Annotated in this window: 18 protein-coding genes; 13 read left to right on the forward strand and 5 right to left on the reverse strand. The window is 67.9% G+C overall.

All coding sequences use genetic code 11. The features are described from left to right. Positions 1–90 precede the first annotated feature (90 nt). The 6 genes from ACL9RL_RS00570 (at position 91) to ACL9RL_RS00595 (ending at position 4,628) form a co-directional block, all read left to right on the forward strand. Positions 91–663, forward strand: coding sequence for an ECF transporter S component (locus ACL9RL_RS00570; protein ID WP_422778260.1), 573 nt, complete (start codon positions 91–93; stop codon positions 661–663). Next, positions 664–1,488, forward strand: a complete 825-nt coding sequence (locus ACL9RL_RS00575; protein WP_422778261.1) for an energy-coupling factor transporter transmembrane component T family protein — start codon at positions 664–666, stop codon at positions 1,486–1,488. After that, positions 1,461–2,792 (forward strand): amidohydrolase family protein, encoded by a 1,332-nt coding sequence (locus tag ACL9RL_RS00580; RefSeq protein ID WP_422778262.1) that lies wholly within the window; start codon positions 1,461–1,463, stop codon positions 2,790–2,792. The genes ACL9RL_RS00575 and ACL9RL_RS00580 overlap by 28 nt, the downstream gene beginning before the upstream one ends. After that, entirely contained in the window at positions 2,789–3,355 is a 567-nt protein-coding gene (locus ACL9RL_RS00585) for a cupin domain-containing protein (protein WP_422778263.1), read from the forward strand. The genes ACL9RL_RS00580 and ACL9RL_RS00585 overlap by 4 nt, the downstream gene beginning before the upstream one ends. Before the next feature lie 101 nt (positions 3,356–3,456). Beyond that, on the forward strand, positions 3,457–3,840 hold the full coding sequence (locus ACL9RL_RS00590) for a hypothetical protein (RefSeq protein WP_422778264.1): 384 nt from the start codon (positions 3,457–3,459) through the stop codon (positions 3,838–3,840). A 113-nt stretch (positions 3,841–3,953) separates the two neighbouring features. Further along, positions 3,954–4,628, forward strand: a complete 675-nt coding sequence (locus ACL9RL_RS00595; protein ID WP_422778265.1) for a hypothetical protein — start codon at positions 3,954–3,956, stop codon at positions 4,626–4,628. A gap of 29 nt (positions 4,629–4,657) precedes the next feature. On the opposite strand, the gene ACL9RL_RS00600 is transcribed toward ACL9RL_RS00595, so the two are convergent. Next, positions 4,658–5,389: a sigma factor-like helix-turn-helix DNA-binding protein gene (locus ACL9RL_RS00600; RefSeq protein ID WP_422778266.1), complete on the reverse strand. Its 732-nt coding sequence runs from the start codon at positions 5,387–5,389 to the stop codon at positions 4,658–4,660. 206 nt (positions 5,390–5,595) lie between these two features. Between ACL9RL_RS00600 and ACL9RL_RS00605 the strand changes: the two genes are divergently transcribed. After that, on the forward strand, positions 5,596–7,407 hold the full coding sequence (locus ACL9RL_RS00605; protein WP_422778267.1) for a sigma-70 family RNA polymerase sigma factor: 1,812 nt from the start codon (positions 5,596–5,598) through the stop codon (positions 7,405–7,407). A gap of 66 nt (positions 7,408–7,473) precedes the next feature. On the opposite strand, the gene ACL9RL_RS00610 is transcribed toward ACL9RL_RS00605, so the two are convergent. Continuing rightward, complete coding sequence (locus ACL9RL_RS00610; RefSeq protein ID WP_422778268.1) at positions 7,474–9,018, reverse strand: VaFE repeat-containing surface-anchored protein; 1,545 nt, start codon at positions 9,016–9,018, stop codon at positions 7,474–7,476. Positions 9,019–9,257: 239 nt separating this feature from the next. On the opposite strand from ACL9RL_RS00610, the gene ACL9RL_RS00615 reads away from it, so the two are divergent. Next, positions 9,258–9,839 carry a hypothetical protein gene (locus tag ACL9RL_RS00615; RefSeq protein ID WP_422778269.1) on the forward strand — a complete coding sequence of 194 codons (582 nt, stop codon included), beginning with the start codon at positions 9,258–9,260 and terminating at the stop codon, positions 9,837–9,839. Positions 9,840–9,923: 84 nt separating this feature from the next. Here ACL9RL_RS00615 and ACL9RL_RS00620 read toward each other — a convergent pair whose 3' ends face one another. Next, positions 9,924–10,358 carry a hypothetical protein gene (locus ACL9RL_RS00620; protein ID WP_422778270.1) on the reverse strand — a complete coding sequence of 145 codons (435 nt, stop codon included), beginning with the start codon at positions 10,356–10,358 and terminating at the stop codon, positions 9,924–9,926. Positions 10,359–10,609: 251 nt separating this feature from the next. On the opposite strand from ACL9RL_RS00620, the gene ACL9RL_RS00625 reads away from it, so the two are divergent. From ACL9RL_RS00625 to ACL9RL_RS00645, 5 genes are all read left to right on the forward strand, one after another. Beyond that, positions 10,610–11,359 (forward strand): GntR family transcriptional regulator, encoded by a 750-nt coding sequence (locus ACL9RL_RS00625; protein WP_422778271.1) that lies wholly within the window; start codon positions 10,610–10,612, stop codon positions 11,357–11,359. A gap of 254 nt (positions 11,360–11,613) precedes the next feature. Then, the gene (locus tag ACL9RL_RS00630; protein ID WP_422778272.1) at positions 11,614–12,666 is read left to right on the forward strand and encodes an ADP-ribosylglycohydrolase family protein; all 1,053 of its coding nucleotides are present in this window, start codon (positions 11,614–11,616) and stop codon (positions 12,664–12,666) included. A 13-nt stretch (positions 12,667–12,679) separates the two neighbouring features. After that, positions 12,680–14,281 (forward strand): purine-cytosine permease family protein, encoded by a 1,602-nt coding sequence (locus ACL9RL_RS00635; protein WP_422778273.1) that lies wholly within the window; start codon positions 12,680–12,682, stop codon positions 14,279–14,281. A 2-nt stretch (positions 14,282–14,283) separates the two neighbouring features. Beyond that, positions 14,284–15,330: a PfkB family carbohydrate kinase gene (locus ACL9RL_RS00640; RefSeq protein ID WP_422778274.1), complete on the forward strand. Its 1,047-nt coding sequence runs from the start codon at positions 14,284–14,286 to the stop codon at positions 15,328–15,330. A 252-nt stretch (positions 15,331–15,582) separates the two neighbouring features. Further along, complete coding sequence (locus ACL9RL_RS00645; RefSeq protein ID WP_422778275.1) at positions 15,583–17,178, forward strand: DUF222 domain-containing protein; 1,596 nt, start codon at positions 15,583–15,585, stop codon at positions 17,176–17,178. A gap of 218 nt (positions 17,179–17,396) precedes the next feature. On the opposite strand, the gene ACL9RL_RS00650 is transcribed toward ACL9RL_RS00645, so the two are convergent. Continuing rightward, the gene (locus ACL9RL_RS00650; protein WP_422778276.1) at positions 17,397–19,013 is read right to left on the reverse strand and encodes an MFS transporter; all 1,617 of its coding nucleotides are present in this window, start codon (positions 19,011–19,013) and stop codon (positions 17,397–17,399) included. A gap of 273 nt (positions 19,014–19,286) precedes the next feature. Continuing rightward, positions 19,287–20,807: an MFS transporter gene (locus tag ACL9RL_RS00655; protein ID WP_422778277.1), complete on the reverse strand. Its 1,521-nt coding sequence runs from the start codon at positions 20,805–20,807 to the stop codon at positions 19,287–19,289. Positions 20,808–20,918: the final 111 nt, after the last annotated feature.

Raw genomic sequence — 20,918 nt, forward strand, 5'->3', positions numbered from 1 at the left:
AGCCACCGCAACTCCACTCGTAACTCCACCCGCAACACCCCCCCCGCAACGCCCCGCAGATCCACCCGACAACACCCGAAAGGACCGCTCATGTCAGCAGCAGTCACCACCGCAGCCGGTGTCAGGCGCAGCCCCTGGGCCGTCACCTCCCGCACGATCGTGTTCGGTGCCATCGGCGCGGCGCTCTACGGCGCACTCGGCATCTTCAGCTTCATCATCCCCGGAACCGGCAACGTCGCGATCCGACCGGCGATCGCCCTCATCCCGTTCGTCGGGGTGCGCTTCGGGCCCATCGCCGGTTTCTTCACGGGCGCCATCGGCAATGCGATCGTCGACCAGATCCAGGGCGCGGGCTTCCTCACCTACTGGAACTGGAGCCTCGCGAACGGCCTCACCGGTCTCGTCGCCGGCCTCATCGCCCACTACCTGAAGGAGCCGAAGAAGACCGGTGCGCAGCTCACGCGCGTCGCCGGCATCTCGCTCGTCGCCGTGGTCATCGGCATGCTCTTCACCGCGTCGGACATCCTGCTCGGCAACACGGCCGAGTACTGGTTCTTCGCCGAGTACCTGCCGGCGCTGCTCACGACCGTGGTCGCCTCCGTCATCATCGCACCGGCGCTCGATCAAGCGTGGAAGCCTCTGCAGAACCTCTCCGGGCGTTAGATGGAAGCGTCACCGCGGTACCTGGGCGACGGCTCCTTCCTGGCGAGACGCGACCCGAGGGTGCTCATCCTCGTGCCGATCGCGTTCGTCGTGGCCGCGGCCCAGGTGCGCGATTGGCGCGTGATGCTCGTGCTCGTCGCCATCGCGTTCTGGTACTACGCGGCGGCCAGGATCCCGTGGCGCGCCGTCCGAGGCAACTGGACGTTCGTGCTCGTGTTCGTGTCCATCATGGCCGGTGTGAACGGCATCATCGCCGGGGCGAAGTCGGCGGGGGAGATCGACACCTCCGCGACGCTCTTCACGATCCCGCTCATCAACGTGGACGTCACGGGCGGCTCGCTCTCGTTCGCGTTCAACCTGTTCCTGCGGTTCCTGGCGATCGCGGCGACGGGCTTCCCGCTCGCGTTCTCCATCCGGCCGGGCGACCTCGCCGTCGCGTTCGCGCGGCTCGGGGTGCCCGCGCGGTTCGCCTACGGCATCGACCTCACCTTCAAGTTCCTGCCGACCACCGCGGCCAGCCTGCGCGAGACCATCGCCGCCCAGCGGCTGCGCGGTTACGAACCGCCGCCCACCCGCAATCCCATCCGCCGCATCGTGCAGCTGCGTCCGCTCATCATCCCGGTCGCGATGAACTCGTTCATCGAAGCCGAGGACGTCGTGGACGCGCTCGACCTGCGCGGGTTCGGAACCCAGAAGCGCACCTGGTTGCGGCAGCTGGCGTTCGGCCCTGCGGACATCGCCGTCATCGTCTTCTTCGCCCTGCTCGCCATCGCCGCCTCGGCGGCCAGTATCACCGGATGGATGCCGCCACTGTGGACACCGTGACCCGTCAGCACACCACGACCCAGGTGATCGTCGCCGACTGGGTGGTCCCCGTCGTCGGCGAACCGGTCCGCCACGGAGCGGTCGCCGTCGTAGGGGACCGCATCGTCGCCATCGGAGACGCCGCCGAGGTCCTCCACGACGCGCGCGAAGCCCAAGGCGCCGGCGGCGAGGTGCTCGAAACCGAGCGCCAGGGCATCCTCACGCCCGGGCTCGTCAACGCGCACTCGCACCTGCAATACACCTGCATGGCCGAGGTCGGGCAGGGCGTCTACGAGGGCTTCGAGGACTGGTCGCACGCGTTCCAGGACCTGTACGAGCAGCCGCACGACTGGGCGGCATCGGCGGCCGACGGCCTGCGCATCGCGATCTCGACGGGCACCACCGCGATCAGCGACATCGTGACCGATGCCGAAGCGTTGCGCGTGCTCGAGGACGGGCGTGTGCACGGCATCGCGTACTGGGAGTTGATGAGCTGGCTCACCGATGAATGGAGCGCCCGAGGACGCAGCGAGACCGAAGCGCTCCTGGAGCAGGCGCAGTCACGTTGGCTCGGCCTGTCGCCGCACGCCCCGTACTCCCTCGACACCGATGTGATCCGGGACCTCGGCAAGCTCGCCCACGAACGCGGAGTGCGCCGTCACATGCACCTCGCCGAGTCCGCCTGGGAGGCCGAGTACACCCAGAACGGGACCGGGGCGCTCGCCGACCAGTGGCGGGACTGGGGCTTCGCCGACTTCCAGCTGCTGCGACGCGGTGGCAGCAAGCTGCGGCCCGTCCCGTACGCGGAATCGATCGGTGCGCTGGGACCCACGAGCCATGTTGCGCACGGCATCTACACGGATGCGGCGGACCGGGAGATCCTGCGACGGACGGGGACGGTCGTCGCCCTGTGTCCGCGATCGAACGCCGTCATCGGACTCGATGAGGCGCCCGTGGCCGACTACCTGCGAGAGGGGAACGCGATCGCCGTCGGCACCGATTCGCTCTCGTCCACGCCCTCCTTGGACCTCTCCGGCGACGTTGCGGCGCTCGCCGCCATCGCCCGCCGTCAGGGCTACAACGGGGACGATCTCCACCGCCGGCTGTTCGCAGCGGCGACGCTCGGCGGGGCGGTGGCGATGGGGCTCGACACCGGCAGTCATCGGCTCGGTGCGCTGCAGCCGGGCGCGTTGGCCGATTTCGCGGTGTTCGATCACGAGGCGACGACGGCGCGCGATGTGCTCGCGAGTCTCGTCGAGGGTGGCGACGGGCACGTGACGACCACGATCATCGCCGGTGACGTGCGCTGGGAGGCGGGACGATGAGTGACGGTGTGGAATTGGACGGTGCGGAGCCGGGCGATGCAGAACTCGGCGATGCGGAGGTGTTCGACCGACGGACCGTCGACGGCGAACTCATCGAGCGGGTTCGTCGGTCGCCGACGGCTGCAGCGCTGTCACTCGAACCGCATCCTGAGGGCGGCTGGTATCGCCGCACGTGGACGTCGCCCGATGCGGTGACCGTCGACAGCGGCTCGGACGACAGCGGCCCGGACGACGGCGACGGCGGCTCGGTCGTGCGGCCGGCGGCGACGCTCATCCACTTCTTCCTGCCGCCGGGGGAGTCGTCGGCGTGGCATCGTGTGCGTTCGACCGAGATCTGGCTCTGGCACGGGCCCGGCCGGATCACCCTCCAGCACGGCGGTTCGGGGGAGGCGCCTGTTCCGGGGGAGTCCGTCGTCCTCGGGCCGGATATCGCGGGCGGTGAGGTCGCTCAGGCGACGGTGGAGCCGACCGTATGGCAGCGGACGTTGCCGGCGGAGGAGGACGCCCTCGCGAGCTGTCTGGTCTCGCCTGGGTTCGACTTCGCGGACTTCACGCTGGCGTAGAGGACGAGGCTGGCTCTTCACCGCAATCGGTGTAATGGTGGTGGCTTTCTGGTGGATTCAGAGTAGTCTTGACGGACCACCAACGGCGATCGGAGGCCACCATGACGAACACGACCCGTGTCGCTGCAGCTCATACGCAGACACTCAAGCTCGATATTCGCGAGATCACGCGCCGCCTCAACGGATCCCTCGGCGGCACACTCGTCGCTTCTCTTGCCGGTAGCAAGGACCCGAAGCTCCCGTACCGTTGGGCGAAAGTGGACGGCCCCGCGCCCAAGAACGAGGCGATGAGACGCCTGTTGTTCGCCTACGAGCAGTGGACGAGGCTCGCTGAGGCTGAAGGCGAGCATGTCGCCAGGGCATGGTTCATCGGAGCCAACCCCTGGTTGGAATACGACACTCCTGTCACAGCGATCCGAGAGGACCGGTTCAAAGAAGCCGGGAAGGCTGCGCAAGCGATCCTCGATGACTCCTTCTCGGGCTGATGGTGCTCTGCGCGAGTACCGGTTGCGAACTCGTCGCTGGCCCAGGACCGGGGAACTATCGCGTCGCGCGTAGCTCGTACGGGCCCATCGCTCCCAAATGCAGAGAAGCCGAGTTGGACGGAACACTCGACACATCCGGATGGAGCCGCTTCGACACCATAGGGCGGACGCTGTATTCGACTGATGACCGGCTCACCTCATTCTTGGAACTTCTTGCTCCGTACCGCACAGAGATCAACGGGACTCGCCGTGCGTTGCAAAAGGACGCGGATTCGATGGGGATTCCGCTTGATCGCTACTGGGCGATGATTGTGGACGATTGGGACCAAGCCGGGACGATGCGGGCACGTTGGCTGCCAAGAGCATGGCGCGACGGTCGAACGGTCTATCGCGTCGATTACCCGGACGGTTGGTGGGTGGACATCATGTCGACTCACACTCTCGCGGCACTGTCCCACCAGCTTGAAGACGAGCTTGCCGGACTCGGCATTGCCGGCGGGCTCACCATCGCCCACGTCACCGGTGACGACCGGGCGGTCACGACACTCCTGGCAGCCTGGTTGAGAGAAACGGCAACGCTGTTTGACGGCACTCAGCCCCTCGGCGTCCGCTTCACGTCGAAGCACGGGCGCCCGGTAGGCGGAACCGGAACCTGCTGGGCGTACTGGATGCGTGCTACCGACGGCGGGCTGGACGAGCCCGTCTCCGTTACGGAGGAAACCACCATCGAAGAACACGATCGTGACTTGAAGATCGCTCAGCAACTCTGCAAGATCCGGAACCGATAGCGAGATCGCTCTCTTGTGCTGAGCGGCATTCAGTGATGGAGCAGTTGCGGCAGGTGCGCTGCGCCTGCACCGACACCTCCGGCATCGGACGGACGGCGCCTGAGACCCTGGTCCCAGGCGATGCGTGCGAGTTCGAGTTTGGTGCGCGCCCGATACCCGGCACTCGTGTACTTCGCCCGCACACGGCTGAGGTACTTCCGCGCGGTGTCCGGACGCACCCCGATCTCGGACGCCACCTCCGCGATCGCGAGCCCGGAGGTGTACAGGAGGAACACGCGATGCTCCTGATCGCTCAGCTTCGGCCGTCGATCCGGCGCCTCGCTCATCTCCTGCGCACGTGGTGTGATCGCGATGCCGCCGGTCAGGACGGTTTCGACCGCGTCGAGGAACGTCCGCTCGCTGTCCGTCGTGGAGACCAGAGCGTCGAGCCCGTGTTCGAGGAGCCCCTGGGTGAGCTCACGGGAGCGCGGCGCCGCGAGGACGAGCACCCGGATGCCGAGGTTGCGGAACGCGCCGACCGTTCGGAGCGTGTGCTCCTGACCGAACTCCGACGGCGCCCCGAGCACGAGCACATGCGGCCAGTGCGCACGATCGGTGCGCTGCAGTCTTGCCGCGAGTTCCGGGAGCGTCGCACCGCTGTGGACGATGTCCACGCGCAACGCGTCGGTGAGCAACTGCTCGGACCGGTGCCGTTGGAGCACCGACTCGTCGACGACGGCGACCCTGGCCCTCGTCCCTGGGACCGGAATCCGGTGCGGCATCGTGCTCCTCCTCTCAGCACCCGGCAGATCGACCGGGCCGGACTCCGGTTGAGTCCTCACCTGGTGAGAGCAGGCCATCGCGAAAAAGTGTCGCGATGATCGAGTCGGACCCCGTTTCGAGGCAAAATCGAGATACCGGCGACACTTTTCGGCCGGGTACGACACCTTCCAGTGGGGGTTATCCGTCGTTGAAGGAGGACGTGGCCGTGTCGAGCATCGAATCATCGGTCGGCAGGAGCAGCTTCGGCGTGGACGAGGACGCCCTCACCGATGACGAGCTGGTCACGGCGATGCGCGGCGGCGACGATCACGCGTACGAGATCCTCTGGAAGCGGCACGTCGGGGTCGCCCGCCGCGTCGCAGCCCGGTTGGTGCCGTCGCAGGCCGACGACCTCGTGTCCGAATCGTTCCTCGCCGTCTACGACCAGATCCGCACGCGCGGGAAGGGGCCGACGGAGAGCTTCCGTCCCTACCTGTTCGCGGTGATGCGGAACACGTCCGCACGCTGGTACCGGGAGGGATCGCGCATCGCCTACGAACCGGAGGTCGACGGCGTCGTCGAGCACGACGGGTTGCAGCGCATGGAGCAGGAGTACGACGCCACCGTGGTCCTCACGGCGTTCCGGGCCTTGCCCGAGCGGTGGCAGCGGGTCCTCTGGCTCGTCGACGTGGACGATGCGAAGCGTCCTGCCATCGCCGCGGAGCTGGGGATCCGGCCGAACGCGGTGTCCGTCCTGTACCGACGAGCTCGGACCGGGCTGCGGACCAGATGGCTCCTCGAACAGGTTCCTGCGGAGTTGCGGGCGGACCGTGCGCATGCGGCGGCGTCGTTGCCGGCGTACATCGTCAGCGGGACGGCTTCCGATGCGGTCGGCCTCAAACGTCACCTGCACCAGTGCGAGCACTGCCGGGCGGTCGACCGAGAGCTCCGCTCGGCGTATCGCGATGAACGCAAGGCCGGCAGGTCGGTCGGGCCGCTCGCCGCGCTCGGTGTGGTGATCCCGACGGCGAGTGCGCTGTGGACGGCGGCGGCTCCACCGACCGCGGTCGCCGCACTCGGGCTCACGGGCTCCGCCGCCGTCCTGGCCGGAGTCCTGGCGCTCGGTGTCGGTGTGGGTGTGTTGACGCCGGCGCTGCTGCCGAGGTCAGGCGCTTCGCCGGTGATCCCGGTGTCGAGCAGCGGTCCGGTCGACGACAACAGGACCGTCGGTGCGACAGCACCCCGGACGCCCCTGCCGGTGCCACCCGCGGAGCCGCAGATTCCGCGGACAGGACCCACCATCCGGCCCGTGGACGAATCGACGGTGCCGACGATCGACGTCCTCGCGGACGACGGCACCGGTCAGATGCCGGACCGTCCAGCCCCGCGCCCGCCGGAGACACCGGGAACGGTCATCACACCGGTCGGTGGTGAGGCGGGGGCACCGGTCGTTGTGACCACCGTCCAATCGGCCTCCTATCTGGCGCCGATGCTCGCCGGAGCTGCACCAGCGGGAACCGATGTCGCGCTCCGTGTCGGATCGGACATCTACCGGACGCAGCCGACAGACGCGGGGCAGTGGACGTTCGATCTGCGTTCGCTGCTGCTGCCGGCCGGGAACTACACGGCATCGGTGTGGACGATCACGGCCGGCGTCGCATCCGCGGCGACAGCGGTCCCGTTCACCGTCCGTCCGCTCGGGATCGCCGGGTTCTCGGAGTACGAGCCCATCACGCTCAGGGCGGCGATGGACGGGGGCCTGCAGTTCACGGTGACGGGACCGCCGGGTGGCACGGTGTGTCTCGACTCGGACAACGGCCAGTCGGCCGTGATCCCGTTGAACGCGGAAACCGGGACGGCGGTTCGACGCCTCCGGTTCTTCGCCTACGGCCTGTACGTCCTGCGGCTGACCGCGTGCGACGGTGACAGCTTCGGACCTGACCTGCCGCGGACCGTTTCGGTGGTCGAGGGCGTCTTCGACCCGTGGGATGTCGGCGAGGAACCGTATTGGGAGATCGACGACCCGACGGCTCCGTAACGACGAACGCGGTGGCGGTGACGCATCAGCTGCATCACCGCCACCGCGTTCGACGGAGTCCGCCGACTACGCGCGGCGCCTCACGAGGGTGAGCGCAGCCCCGGCGGCGAGGATGAGGAACGCGATCGGCACGATGGTGGCGACGGGAGCCGATCCGGTCGTGGCGAGCGCCTTCGGCGTCGACGCCGAGCCCTGGGGTGCGTTGGCACCTGGCGCGACCGGGGCGCCCGCCTGCTGCTGGACGGTGACCGTCTGCGCCGCGTCGGTGATGTCCTCGTGCACGGCGACGGGATCGCCGCCGCCCTCCTGGTCGTTCACGAACAGCCGTTCGAAGGCGACGAGCGACTGCCCGGCGTATCCGGCGGGAACGACGAACCTGACCTCGATCGACCCGTTGGCTTCGGTCGGGACGAATGCCGTCGAGCCGATGATCCCCGTGCCGGCGCCGTTCGACTTCCGGATGAGCTCACCGCTGACGGTGTAGCCCACACCGGGCGTGAGGTTCTGGTAGCGGACCGTGTCGATGACGGTGCCGCCGGATGCGGGGAGCACCCGATCGCCGTCAGCTGCATCCACGAGGGAGGTCCCGATCGACGGCACGCCCGCTGGCGCCTGCACAGACCACTGCGTCGTCGCGGTGGCCGTCGTTGTCGCCGTGCTCGGCGCGACGAGGATGAGCGACTGGGCGTGGTCGCCCGCCGTCGGAGTGGTGCCGGCCGTCTTGGGGACGGAGATGACGTTGCCGGTGGCTCCGGATCCCGTTGCGGTCACCGTGACCGTCGCATCGCCAGCGGAGTTCGCGCCGCGCAGGTCGAGGTAGAGCGCCTGACCGTCGACGACCGCATCCGCATCGATCGAATCGCCGTCGGCGTCGGTGAAGGATACCGACGGCGTCACCGAGACGCCGACCGTGCTCTGGTCCGTGTGCACCACGAACGGACCGACCAGGGTCCCGGCCCGCTGCGGTGCACTCGGTGCGGTGACGGACGCGGTGACCGTCGACTGGGGCAGGCCGTTGCTCGCGTTGGCGCCGTTCACGAGGTGCCAGTAGGCGGTCGCGGAGTCAGGGGTCTCGAAGTTCCAGGCGGCGTCCCAGGTCAGATCGGTGTAGCGCCAGATCGCGTACTGAGTGGCTTCGATCGCGTCGTTCCGCGAGATGCCGGGAGCGCCGGCGGCGGCACCGAAGTCCGTCAGGTTGAGTGCCGGGTAGCTGTGGGCGAGCACCCAGCGCACCTTGCCCTGGATCACCGGGTCGGTGAAGTAGTTGCTGCCCAGGTAGCTGCCCGCGTCGCCGACGTGTCCGTCGACGTTCGTCTTCGCGGACACGTCGTGCTCGATGCAGTACGCCCAGAGGTCTGGCTCGCCGGTCGCCGGAATCGTCGACCAGACCTGGAACAGGCCCGTTCCGCCGTACCCGATCTTGTTGCCGATGTGGACTGCGTCCTCGGCGGTGACGGCCGCCGGGTCGGCCGCGGCTGCCGCGGGTGCTGCGGTCGCAGGTGCTGCGGTCGCGGCGACCGCCCCGACGACGATGGCGGCGGTGGCGAGCAGCAGGGTGCTGAACCGTCTGCCGGGCGCGCGTCGCTGTCGACTGTCCACGGAATCGATCATGGGTCCCACTTTCCTCGGTCGGGCTCTCGGGCCCGCCGCTCGCGCACAGCGTCGATCTCCGGGGCACGTGAGGGATTCGATTCACCATATTGCCGGGTCGCAGCCGGGTCGGCGTGTCAATGCAATTTGACCCCCCGCGGAGGTCCAATGCGATCGTGGTCGTGTGTGGGCGTAGCCGCATGCGGGTGATGGCCGCGAGGTCGTCGAAGGGGCGGGGACTTGACGCTAACGTCGAGTGCGTGACGGTTGAATGGGATGCTGAGCAGGCTCGACTGCAGAGACGGGCTGGAGTGCTTCGTGAACGGCTCGGGATCGATGAGGCGCTCGCTCGAATCGGATCAGCGACGCTCGTCGGGAGCGCAGCACTCGGGGTCATGGTTGCGCGGGACATCGACGTGACCGTGACCGTTTCGGCGCTCGGGTCGGACGTTCGGACCGCCGTCGCCGAGCTCGCCGCTTGCTTGTCGATTCGTGACGATGTGCGTGAGGTCACACTGCGCAACGACCTCGGCAGGTGGAATACCGACCCGTTGTATCCGGACGGCATCTACCTGCATGTGCACTGCGCCGACATCGATGACGAGCCATGGACGATCGACATCTGGTTCGTTGACGACCCCGCCCGCCAACCCGATCTGCAGCATCTTGAGACGATCGGGTCCCGGATAACCGCGGAGGCACAGGCAACGATCCTCGCGATCAAGCGGGCGACCGGCGGACGTCGTCCGGACGGGTCACGCCTGCCGAGCATTCTGATCTACGAAGCGGTGCTCGATCACGGCGTGTTGTCGGCCGGGGACTTCTCGTCGATCGACCGTTGAGTGTCGGCCGAAGGCCCCGGGTCGGTTCAGAACCTCGCGTCAGTCATGGCGGAATCGATGGGCTGACAACGCCATCGGAACCGATCAGCCGGCGGCCTTGCGGATGTGGTCGGCGATGATCGGTTCCGTCTGCTCGGTGATGGCGAGCACCGCGAACGAGGTGACCCACAGCTCGCCGTCATCGAGCTTCGCCGACTCCTCGAACCCGAGCGTCGCGTACCGGGAGGCGAACTTCGAGGCGGGCTTGAAGAACACCACGATCTTGCCGTTGGCATCGGCGTAGGACGGGAATCCGTACCAGGTCTTCCGGACCAGGTGCGGTGCCACCTCCGAGACGATCCGGTCGATTCCCTCGGCGAGCACGCGGTCGTCGTCCGGCAGCGCGGCGATCGCTTCGCGGACCGCTTGCTCGCCGGCTTCGCGGGTCTTGCCCGCCTTCTCCTCGGCGCGCAGCTCTGCGGCGCGTTGCTTGACGGCTGCACGCTCGTCTGCGGACAGTCCCGTGGTCTTCTCGGCCATGTCATTCTCCTCGTCGATGGGTGGTGGCCATTGGTGGCCTAGGGAAACTGTAGGCCGCGTCGGGTCGGGACGCTTCTTGAATCCTGCTCGGCTGCTTCCGCCCGCTCGGCCGCTGCCTGTTCGCCAGCCTGCCGGTTCCCGCCCGCCTGCCTGTTCCCGCTCGCCGAGCCTGGTTGGGCAGCCGTCTGCGGGAATTGACAGGTTTATAAACAGGGGTTGTACAAGTAGTGGACAGGTGGCATGATCGACGCATGGCAACCACTGCAGGGAACGCGTCACGGAACGAACCGCTCGGCGGAGTCGTCGGCGATCGCCTCAAACACGAGACCGTCGCGGACGAGATCGCCGAGGCCATCCGATCCGGCGAGTTGAAGGACGGCTCCCGTCTGGCGGGCGAGAACGAGTTGGCGCAGGTCTTCTCGGTCAGCCGCGGCACGATCCGACGGGCGCTCAGTGAGCTCGCGCAACGCGATCTCATCGACACGCGCACGGGCAGCGGATCCTTCGTCACCTTCGACGGCGCGAATCTCGACGACGCGGACGGGTGGGCGAAGGCGCTCCTGTCCGCCGGGGCGCGTGTGACGACCGAGAACCTGCGGATCGAGGCGATCGTCGACCCGGAGCTCGCCGCCACGCTCGGCACGTCCGGCATCCACTTCATCGCCGTCGATCGTCTCCGGCGCCTCATCGACGGACCGGTCGTGTCGATCGAGCGCAGCATCGTCCCGGCGATCGGCGAGCTTGCGGACATCCCGGTGAACGGTCTCATCGACGGTTCGCTCACCCGCACCCTGCAGAGCGCAGGGCTCCGGGTCGCCTCGGGCGAGCAGTGGGTGCAGGTCGCTCCGCTCAACAGCGCCGATGCCGCGCTGTTCGGGCAGCCGGCCGGCACACCCTACCTGCACTCCACCAACGTGAACCGGGACTCCCGCGGTGCATTCGTCGAGAAGCTCGTCAGTGTGCTCGACCCGGTGCGATTCCGCTTCCACCTCAAGTTCTGATTCCGCGACCCACCCGGAAAACGCCACACCCGCACACCCACAAACCGCGAACCACCTCGACGAACCGATCCGTCAGGCCGAGCCGAGCCACCCACGGCAAAGCCGTCAGATCGTGCCGACGAGCCCTTCGGCGAACCATCGATCACTCGCAGACGAACGGTCGCCGCACTCTTCAACGCACCCTGCAACGCCCGCCCCAACACACGCCCCAACACACGCCCCAACGCACGCCCCAACGAAACAAGGTCCCACCAGTGTCTGCAGCACCTCAGCACTCCCGCGCCCTCGGCGCCCTCTACGGTCTCGCCATCGGCGACGCCCTCGGCATGCCCACCCAAGATCTCACCCCGGCGCAGATCCGCGCCGACTACGGAACCATCAGCGGATTTGTGGACGCCGGTCCGCACCAGCTCATCGCGGCCGGCATGCAGGCTGGTTCGATCACCGACGACACCGAGCAGGTCGTGCTCCTCGCCCGGTTGCTGCTCGACGACGTCGACCTGGACCCGATGCGGTTCGCATCGGCCCTCAGCGACTGGGAGGACGCGATGCGCGCCAAAGGCTCGCTCGATCTGCTCGGCCCGTCGACCAAAGCAGCGATCGAACTCATCAAGGGCGGCGCGTCGCCAGAGGTCTCCGGCCGCGGCGGGACCACGAACGGCGCCGCCATGCGCATCGCCCCCGTGGGGATCGCCTTCCCCGCCGACGATCTGGACGCACTGATCGAGCGAGTCGTCCAAGCGAGTGCGATCACGCACAACACCTCCGTGGGGATCGCCGCCGCCGCTGCCGTCGCCGGCGCCGTCAGTGCCGGGATCAGCGGTGCGACCCTGCACGCAGCGATCGACGCCGGGCTCCGTGCGGCCGAACTCGGCGCATCACAGGGGATCCCCGTCGGCGGCCCTCGCATCGCACGGCGTTCCCGCTGGGCCATCGATTACCTCGGAACCCAGGATCCGAGCGACTACGCGGACGTGATCGGCGATGTCATCGGCACGTCGTTCGCATCGCACGAGTCGGTCGTCGCCGCACTCGCCATCAGCGCAGTCGTGGCCGATCCATGGGAGGCGATGCTCCTCTCCGCGAACGTCGGAGGCGACACCGACACGATCGCGACGATCGTCGGAGCGATCACCGGATCGGTCGCCGGGCTCGAGGCACTGCCTGCGGAGGCGATCGAACTCGTGAAACAGCAGAACGGCCTCGACTTCGAACCGACCGCGCGAGGGCTCCTGGCTATTCGTGCACGATTCGCCGCCGCTACGGCCATCCCAAACTCCACCTCCACCTCCACCCAACCCCAATAGATAGAGACCGACGATGACGTCTTCACACGAAACGACCGATGCCCCTGCCCCGGACGCCGGCTCCGGGCTGAGAGGCCTGCTGCAGGTCGAAGCCCGGGGCATCGAGCCCGTCCCGACACACGAGCGGACCGGGAAACCCGGCGAGCTCTTCTGGGTCTGGTTCGCAGCCAACATCTCCATCCTCGGACTGCCCCTCGGCGCCTCCCTGGTCGCGTTCCAGCTGCTGAACATCTGGCAGTCGCTCATCGTCGCGATCATCGGAGCCTGCGGGTCCTTCGCGATCGTCGGCGTCATCTCCATCGCCGGGCGCAGGGGAGGGGCGCCGACGCTCACGCTGTCTCGGGCGACGTTCGGTGCACGGGGGAACATCGGACCGACCGTCGTCGCGATGATCTCCCGCTGGGGCTGGGAGACCGTGAACGCGACGACCGCGTGCTACGTGCTCGTCTCCCTGGTCGCGTTCGCCGGGTTCGGCAACGGGATCGCCACCGACACCCCCGTCGTCGCGGTCGGCGCCATCGTGCTGTTCATCGTCCTGACGCTGCTCGTGTCAGGCCTCGGGCACTCGATGCTCCTGCTCGTGCAGAAGTGGGCGACCTGGATCTTCGGCGGCCTCAACATCGTGGTGATGGTCTTCCTCGCCGTCACCGTGAACTGGACGGCCGTCGTCAGCGCCGCACCGGCACCGCTGAGCGCCGTGCTCGTCGGGATCGGTGTCGTCGCAGCGGGGACCGGGCTCGCGTGGGCGAACTCCGGTGCGGACATCTCCCGATACCAGCACACGGCCGTGCGGAACCTCAGCCTCATCCTCACGAGCGCGGCCGGCGCCGGGATCCCGCTCGTTGCGCTCATCGCCTTGGGTGCGCTGCTCGCCACCGGTGACAACACCCTCGCTTCGGCGAGCGACCCGGTCGCAGCCATCAGATCGTTGCTGCCCACCTGGATGGCGGTGCCGTACCTGATCGCAGCGTTCGGCGGACTCCTCCTCTCCAACAACCTGTCCGTCTACTCCTCCGGACTCACGATCCTGACCCTCGGCATCAAGGTGAAGCGCATCTACGCGGTCGGATCGGACCTGCTCATCGGCCTCATCGGATCGTTGCTCTTCGTGTTCGTCGCAGACAACTTCCTCGGGGTGTTCATCGGATTCATCAGCCTCCTCGCGATCCCGTTGACGGCCTGGCTTGGCGTGTTCCTCGTCGACATGATCAAGCGCCGCAGCTACGACCCCGATGCGCTGCTCGACCTGAGTTCTCGCAGCCGCTACTGGTACACCGGAGGCGTTGAATGGCGTGCGACGGGGACGTGGCTGTTCGGGATCGTCGTCGGTGCGCTATTCCTCTCGGTGACCGGAGCCGACGGCAAGGCCGTCATCGCCGGGCCGCTCGCCGGCAGCTGGATCGGACAGAACGGTCTCGCCTGGGTCGCGACGCTCGTCGCGTCCTCCGTCGCGTACTTCGTCCTCGGCGGGGCTCGGCGCACCGAGCCCGGCACCGCATCGCGCGCCGAAACCAGCAGCCCAGCCGGCACCCCAGCCAGCACCCCAGCCGGCACCCCAGCCGGCACCCCAGCCGGCACTCCAGCCGGCACCGAATCCCAGACGAAGGGGGCCTGACTATGCCCAGGAACAGACTCATCCACACCGGCAGTGTGATCGTGGACATCAGCATGACCGTGGAAGCGATCCCGACGCCGGGTGGCGACATCGTGGCGAGCGACTCCGACATCCAGCCGGGTGGCGGACTCAACACCATGGTCGCCGCCCGACGTGACGGAGGCGAGGTGGTGTTCGCCGGACGATTCGGCACGGGCCCCTTCGGTGACATCGTTCGCGACTCGCTTGTGCAGTCCGGGGTGGAGGTGCTGCTTCCGCCGGTCGCCGACAGCGATAGCGGATTCTGTGTCGCGGCCGTCGATGCAACGGCCGAACGCACCTTCCTGAGCACCGTCGGCGCTGAAGGTCAGCTGTCCCTCGCCGATCTCATCGAGTCGGACCCGGCTGTCGGCGACGTCGTCTACGTCACCGGATACAGCCTGGCGACGACGGTCACGGCCGATGCGCTCCGGGACTGGCTGCCGACGTTGCAGCCTGGTGTGAAAGTGTTCGTCGATCCGTCGCCGCTCGTCGACACGCTTCCGCGCGAGCTGCTCCAGCCGTTGTTCGCGCGGGCGGATGTGTTGAGCTGCAACGCGAGGGAGGCGCGCATCCTCACCGGTGTCGATGATCTCGATGTCGCGATCCACTCGCTCGCAGCACTGTTGCGGCCGGGGGCGACCGTGCTCCTCCGGGACGGGGCTCGCGGATGCCGGGTGGCGACGGTGGCGGCAGGGTCCGCCGATTCGGCGGGGTCGGTCGGGTCAGCGGGGTCGGTCGGGTCGGCGGGGTCGGTCGATTCGGCAGGGTCGGTCGGGTCGGTGATCGCCGAGCCCATCGAGACGGTTGCGTCATTCGAGGTGGTGGCGATCGATACGAATGGTGCAGGTGACGCGCATGCGGGGGTGTTCATCGCTGCGTGGTTGCGCGGGGACACGATCGTCGATGCCACGCGTCGTGCGAACGCCGCAGCGGCGTTGGCCGTCACCAAGAGTGGTCCGGCGACGGCCCCAGAGGCCGATGAGACGGACGAGTTCCTGCGTGCGCGGTCGTCCCGTCCGCACCAGTAGCCTGCGCGGCCCCGGTCCCTTAGCGTGTCGCCGCGCCCGGTCCCTGGGCCTGTCGAAGGGTCCGCCCCGCTGCCCACCGTCCCCGGTCCGCCCACCGCCGGTCCCTGAGCTTGTCGAAGGGTCCACCCCGTCTGCCCGTCACCCGTCGCCCCTGGTACCCGGTTTCACCCCACATCTGTCGCCCATAAACCCCAGATCAGCATCATATTCCCCACCTGTTGCAGTGTCAGTGGTCCCTGCGACGCTTATCCCATGTCGATCTCCTCCCCACCTTCACCCCCGGCCGGTTTCTCCGAGCCGCCGGTGTTCGAGGACGTCATCACAGCACTGGACGAACTGCAGTCGGCATGGGCTGGCGCGGTCCCCGCATTCGCCGCCAACGCCAACGCAGCCGTCCCGGATGACGTGTTGTCCTCCAGCGGTCGTGCCGCGGTGCAGTTGGACACGATGACCGATGCCGGGCTGATCCGGGTGGTGGATCGCCTCGGCGAACTGCAACACACCCTCGACGCGCTGCAAGCCGCTGCGGCCGGGACGGTGGCGGCCCGGTCGGGGAAGGAGCGTGGTGGGGACGGGCTCGCGAAACGGCTCGGAGCAGCTTCCACGGTGGTGTTGTTCGCGGACCGGTGGCGGGTCACCACCGCCCGCGCCGCCACCCTGGTTGATGTCGGTTCCGCGATCGTCCCGAAACGCTCATTCCTCGGGGTGGTGCAGGAGTGTGAGTTCCCGAAAGTCGCGGTCGCGATCCGCCCAGGTTCGCATCTGTCTGCGCCGGTGGATGAGTACTCGGATCCCGCTGGTGACAGTGGCCGTGTCGTCGGGGACGGCATCGGGTTCGGGGCGGGTGCCCCGGTGGCGTTGACGGTCGATGCTGCGGCCGCGATCGTGCGGGAGCTCCGACTCGGCGCGAAGGTGTCGGAACCGGCGAAAGTCGCGTCGATCGAGGAAGCACTGGTGGAGCATTGCGCGGGTGTGCACGTCACAACGGCGCGTCGAGCGGCAGTGCTGGGTCGGACGATCCTGGACGAGGACGGCACCGAACCCCGCGAACACGTGTTGAAGTCGCGCCGATCATTGACGATCATCGAGCAACCGGATGGGATGACGAAGCTCACCGCAGTGTTGGATCCAGAGTCCGCGATGTGGGTGCGTGGCGCCCTGGACGCGATCGTCGGCAAGAACCTGCGCACCCCCGCATTCGTCGAACAGATCCCGGAGGACGACGAACAAACTGACCACGACGCCCCGGCCCCCGCCGATGACATGCCGGATCCACGAACGATCGAGCAGCTCCGCCTGGACGCGTTGATCGACGTGTGCCGGCACACGGCCGGGTGCGCGGAAGCGTCCACGACTCTCGCCCCGGTGAGCATCGTCGTGCGGATGGATCTCGACGAGCTGCAGGCCGGGCTCGGCCACGCCACCATCGACGGGATCACGGAACCGGTCAGTGCCAGCACCGTGAGGCGCCTCTCCGGAGACGCGAACCTCCTCCCCGCGGTCCTCAACGGCCCATCACAGATCCTCGACCTCGGGAGGTCCCGGCGGTTGTTCTCCCCGGCGCAACGGTTGGCGCTGACCGAGCGGGACGGCGGGTGCGCCTGGACCGGATGCCCACACCCGCCCGCATACACGCAAGCCCACCACATCACTTGGTGGTCGGCCGGTGGCCGAACAGATCTCGGCAATGGGGTGATGCTCTGCACCCACCATCACCACCGCGTCCACGCCGACGGATGGGGCATCCGGGTCAGGGACGGGTCCCCGTGGTTCATCCCACCCGCACACCTCGACCGTACCCGCACACCCAAGCGTGGCGGACGGGTACGACTGGAACGCCCGGGCTAACTGGGCGTCGTCCGCCCCTGCCCTTCGACAGGCTCAGGGACCGACCTCCCCAGACGCGAGAACCCGGTCACTGAGCTTGTCGAAGTGCCCGAAACCGCAGTCCCTTCGACAGGCTCAGGGACCGACCTCTGCCAGACGCGAGAATCCGGTCACTGAGCTTGTCGAAGTGTCCGGAACCGCACACCCCGGACCCACGGCCGGACCGCCCAGCCAACGCTCTACTCCGCGGAAGCGCGTTCCGCCGCAGCCGCCGAGGACTCAGAACCCAGCGAGCCCGCCCCTGGAGCCTTCGCCGACCGCTCCTCGTTCGCCTTCGACGGCACACCGAACAACACCGCGAAGAACCCGATCACAATAAGACCCGCCCCGATCAGATACCCGGAGAACGATCCGTAGACGAGGCTCTGTCGCGACGCCTCCAGGATCCCATCGGCGAGGTCGGGATGCAGACTCGCAACATGCGCCGCAGAAGCGAACGACGACTGCAGAGCCGACATCATGTCACCGGTCACCTGAGCAGCCTGCGCACTCTGCGTCGCGATCTGACTGATCGCCGTCGCGAAGCCCGCCGCCAGCACCGCACCGAGCAACGACTGCACGATCGACCCACCGAGATCACTCATCAGATCGTTGGTCCCCGATGCCATCCCGACCCGATTCACCGGTGTGGAACTGGTGAGCGCACGCGACGCCGCGGTACTCACGAACGAGACGGCGATACCGATGAGCAGGAATCCGACAGCGATCAGCCAGTACGCGGTGTCCTCACGCCACAACAGCATCGTCAGGTAGGCGACGAGCAGGAACCCGTACCCGACGAGCATCGCCGTCCGGGTTCCGGCCGCACCGAGCACCCGTGCAGCGAACGGCGCCGCGATCACCAGACCGACCGCTGCCGGCAGACCGGCCAGCCCTGACTGCAACGGCGAATACGCGAGCACGTTCTGCATGAACTGCGTCCCGATGAACACCCCACCGGACAACGCCCCGAACGCGATCAGCCCGCCCACCGCCGGCGCCCAGAACATCCGTTGCCGAGCCACAGCGAAGTCGTACAACGGATTCGTCGCCTTCACCTGTCGCCACGCGAACAGCCCGAGCAGCACAACAGCGGCGACGAGCAACGCGATCCCGACCCCCGCACCACCGGGCGCGAATCCGAGACTGATGCTGAGCACGATCGCCGCGATGCCGAGGGTCGAGAGAGCGCCACCGAGGTGATCGACGGCTTCGTTCGACTCCGCGATGTGCGACGGGACCGCGGCGACGATGATGAACACGGCGACGAGCGCAAGCGGAATGCTGAACAGGAACGCGGCATTCCACGGCAGGAATGCGAGCACAACCCCCGCGACGACGGCACCGGCGACGGACGCCATCCCGGCGATCGACGCCCACAGTGCGATGGCTTTCGTCCGCCCAGGACCATCGGCCCACAACGCGGTGATGAGTGCGAGCGTCGTGGGGAAGACCATGCCGGCTGCCAGCCCGGTGAACACGCGTGCGGCGATGAGGAGTTCGATGGTCGGAGCGAACGCCGAGCACACGCTGCCGATGATGATCACGATCAGACCGATCGTCAGCACCTGCTTGCGTCCGTATCTGTCGCCGAGCGCACCGAAGTAGAGCACCGACATCGCGAGTCCGAGCGGCGCACCGACGGCGACGAGGTTCAGCAGCGCCTGAGGCGATTCGAACGCTGCACCGATCGCCGGGAGCGCAACCGGACCGGCGGCGATGTTGAGTTTGCAGACCACTGCCGCGAGGATCAGCACACTCAGGATCGCACCGGCGCGTTGTGGTGTCGTCGGGGTCGCTACTGCGGAAGCGGTCATCGGATTCCTTCGGCGATGCTGCTCAGCGCAGAGAAGAGCAGTGCAGTGCAGAGCAGTGCAGAGCAATGCAGTGCAGATCGCTCACCCTCGGCGGCCGATGCATGATGAACAGCCGGATCACCCCACTCGGGACGGCCCCTGCTGCTTCGGACAGCCTCAGACTAGCGGCGGCGGCACCGCCGAATACGGCGCAAAAGGACCAGAAAATCAGGCGTTTCCGGCCCGGAGGGTACCCTCCGGGCCTGGTTGAAGGCCGCCGGCGTCAGGGCGCCATCAGGCAGCGTCACGCACCTGCCCCCGGTTCGCCCGCACGATCAACCGCCACCCGACGACACTCATCACGACTGCGACGACCGCGATGCCGATCATCAGCACCCCGAACCCGTCCCGGTACGCTGCGGTCGCCGCTTGGATGACCTGCGATTCCGGATGCGTCCCGTCCTTCGCGTAGGCTCCGACGCTCTGCAGCGCCGTCGTCACTGCAGCATCGGACATCCCGGTCGCGTGCAGTCTCGACGTGATTCCCGCGATCGTGAGCTGCGTGACGACGACCGTCGACAAGGCGGTCCCGAGCGAATAGAACAACTGACCGAACGTCGTCCGCGAACTCGTTACCGGCCCATAGAACTCCGCCGGCGCCTCACTCAGCACGAGCGTCCCGTAGGGGAGCGCCGCGGCGGTGACACCGAGGGAGATGAGGATGCCGGCCGGCACGAACGCGAGTGGTGTGTCCGCATCGCGAGCGAGTGCAGCCGCCACGAACCCGGCAGCTGACAACAGGCCACCGAGCAGCAACGAGGTCTGCGCACTCATCCCTCTGGTCATCAGCCGACCGAACATGATCGCCCCGATGATGGACGTCACCGAGATCGGCAGCTGCCACAGGGCGACGGCGCTCGGCGCCAGCCCGAGGACGTACTGCCACAGGTTCGTGAGTTGCAGGAACGACGCCGACACCCCGAAATTGAACACGAATCCGGCGCACAACGCGGCAAGGAACAGCGGCTTGCGGAACAGCGACACCGGGAAGAACGGATGCGCCACACGCGTCTGCGACCACACGAACCCGCCGAGCAGGATCGCACCGGCAGCCATGATGCCCCAGGTGACGGGACTCGTCAGCGAGGACGCGAGCTGCGACACCCCGAACAGGAACACCACCATGCCGGCGATGAGGAGCACCTGGCCCCAGACATCGCGCTTCTCCGACACGGTCGGCGGCACAACGGGCAGCAGCGTGAGCACCGCGAGGATGCTGAGGGCCGACAGCACGGGCACCAGCACGAACGCGAGACGCCAGTCGACGCTCGCGAGCATGCCGCCGGTGAAGGTGAACACGACCGATGCCGCCCCGGACACGGCGGCGAACGTCGCCACCGCGGACGGCAGCTTCCCTGGGGCCGCGAGCACCTGGATGTACGCGAACGCCGCCGCGTAGACGGCTCCCAGACCGATGCCGGAGACCGACTGGCCGATCACGTACACGAGTGCACTGGGCGCCGCCGCCACGATGAGCTGGCCGGCGATGCCGAGGACGAGCGCGATGACGAGCATCCGCCGACGACCGATCCGGTCGGCGAGCAGCCCGGTGGTGATGACGGAGGCGGCGATCGCGAGGGTCTGCATGGACGCTGCGAGCGCCTGGTCGCCGCCGACCATGTCGAGTCCTCGGCTCGCCCCGACGAGTGCGGTCGCCGCGATGTTGGGCGCTGAGCCCTGGATGGCCGCGAGCACGCCGAGGAGCGGGACGGCGAAACGTGATGTCGTTCTGGCGACGTCGGTCGTGGTGTTCATGGGAGGTCTTTCTGCGTGGGGCGTGAGGGCGTGGGGGATGGGGCGTGCAGGGCGTGCGCGTGCAGGGCGTGGGCGTGCAAGGGCGTGGGCGTGCAAGGGCGTGGGCGTGCG

The organism is Plantibacter sp. Mn2098 (genome assembly GCF_049319745.1).
GTDB lineage: Bacteria > Actinomycetota > Actinomycetes > Actinomycetales > Microbacteriaceae > Plantibacter.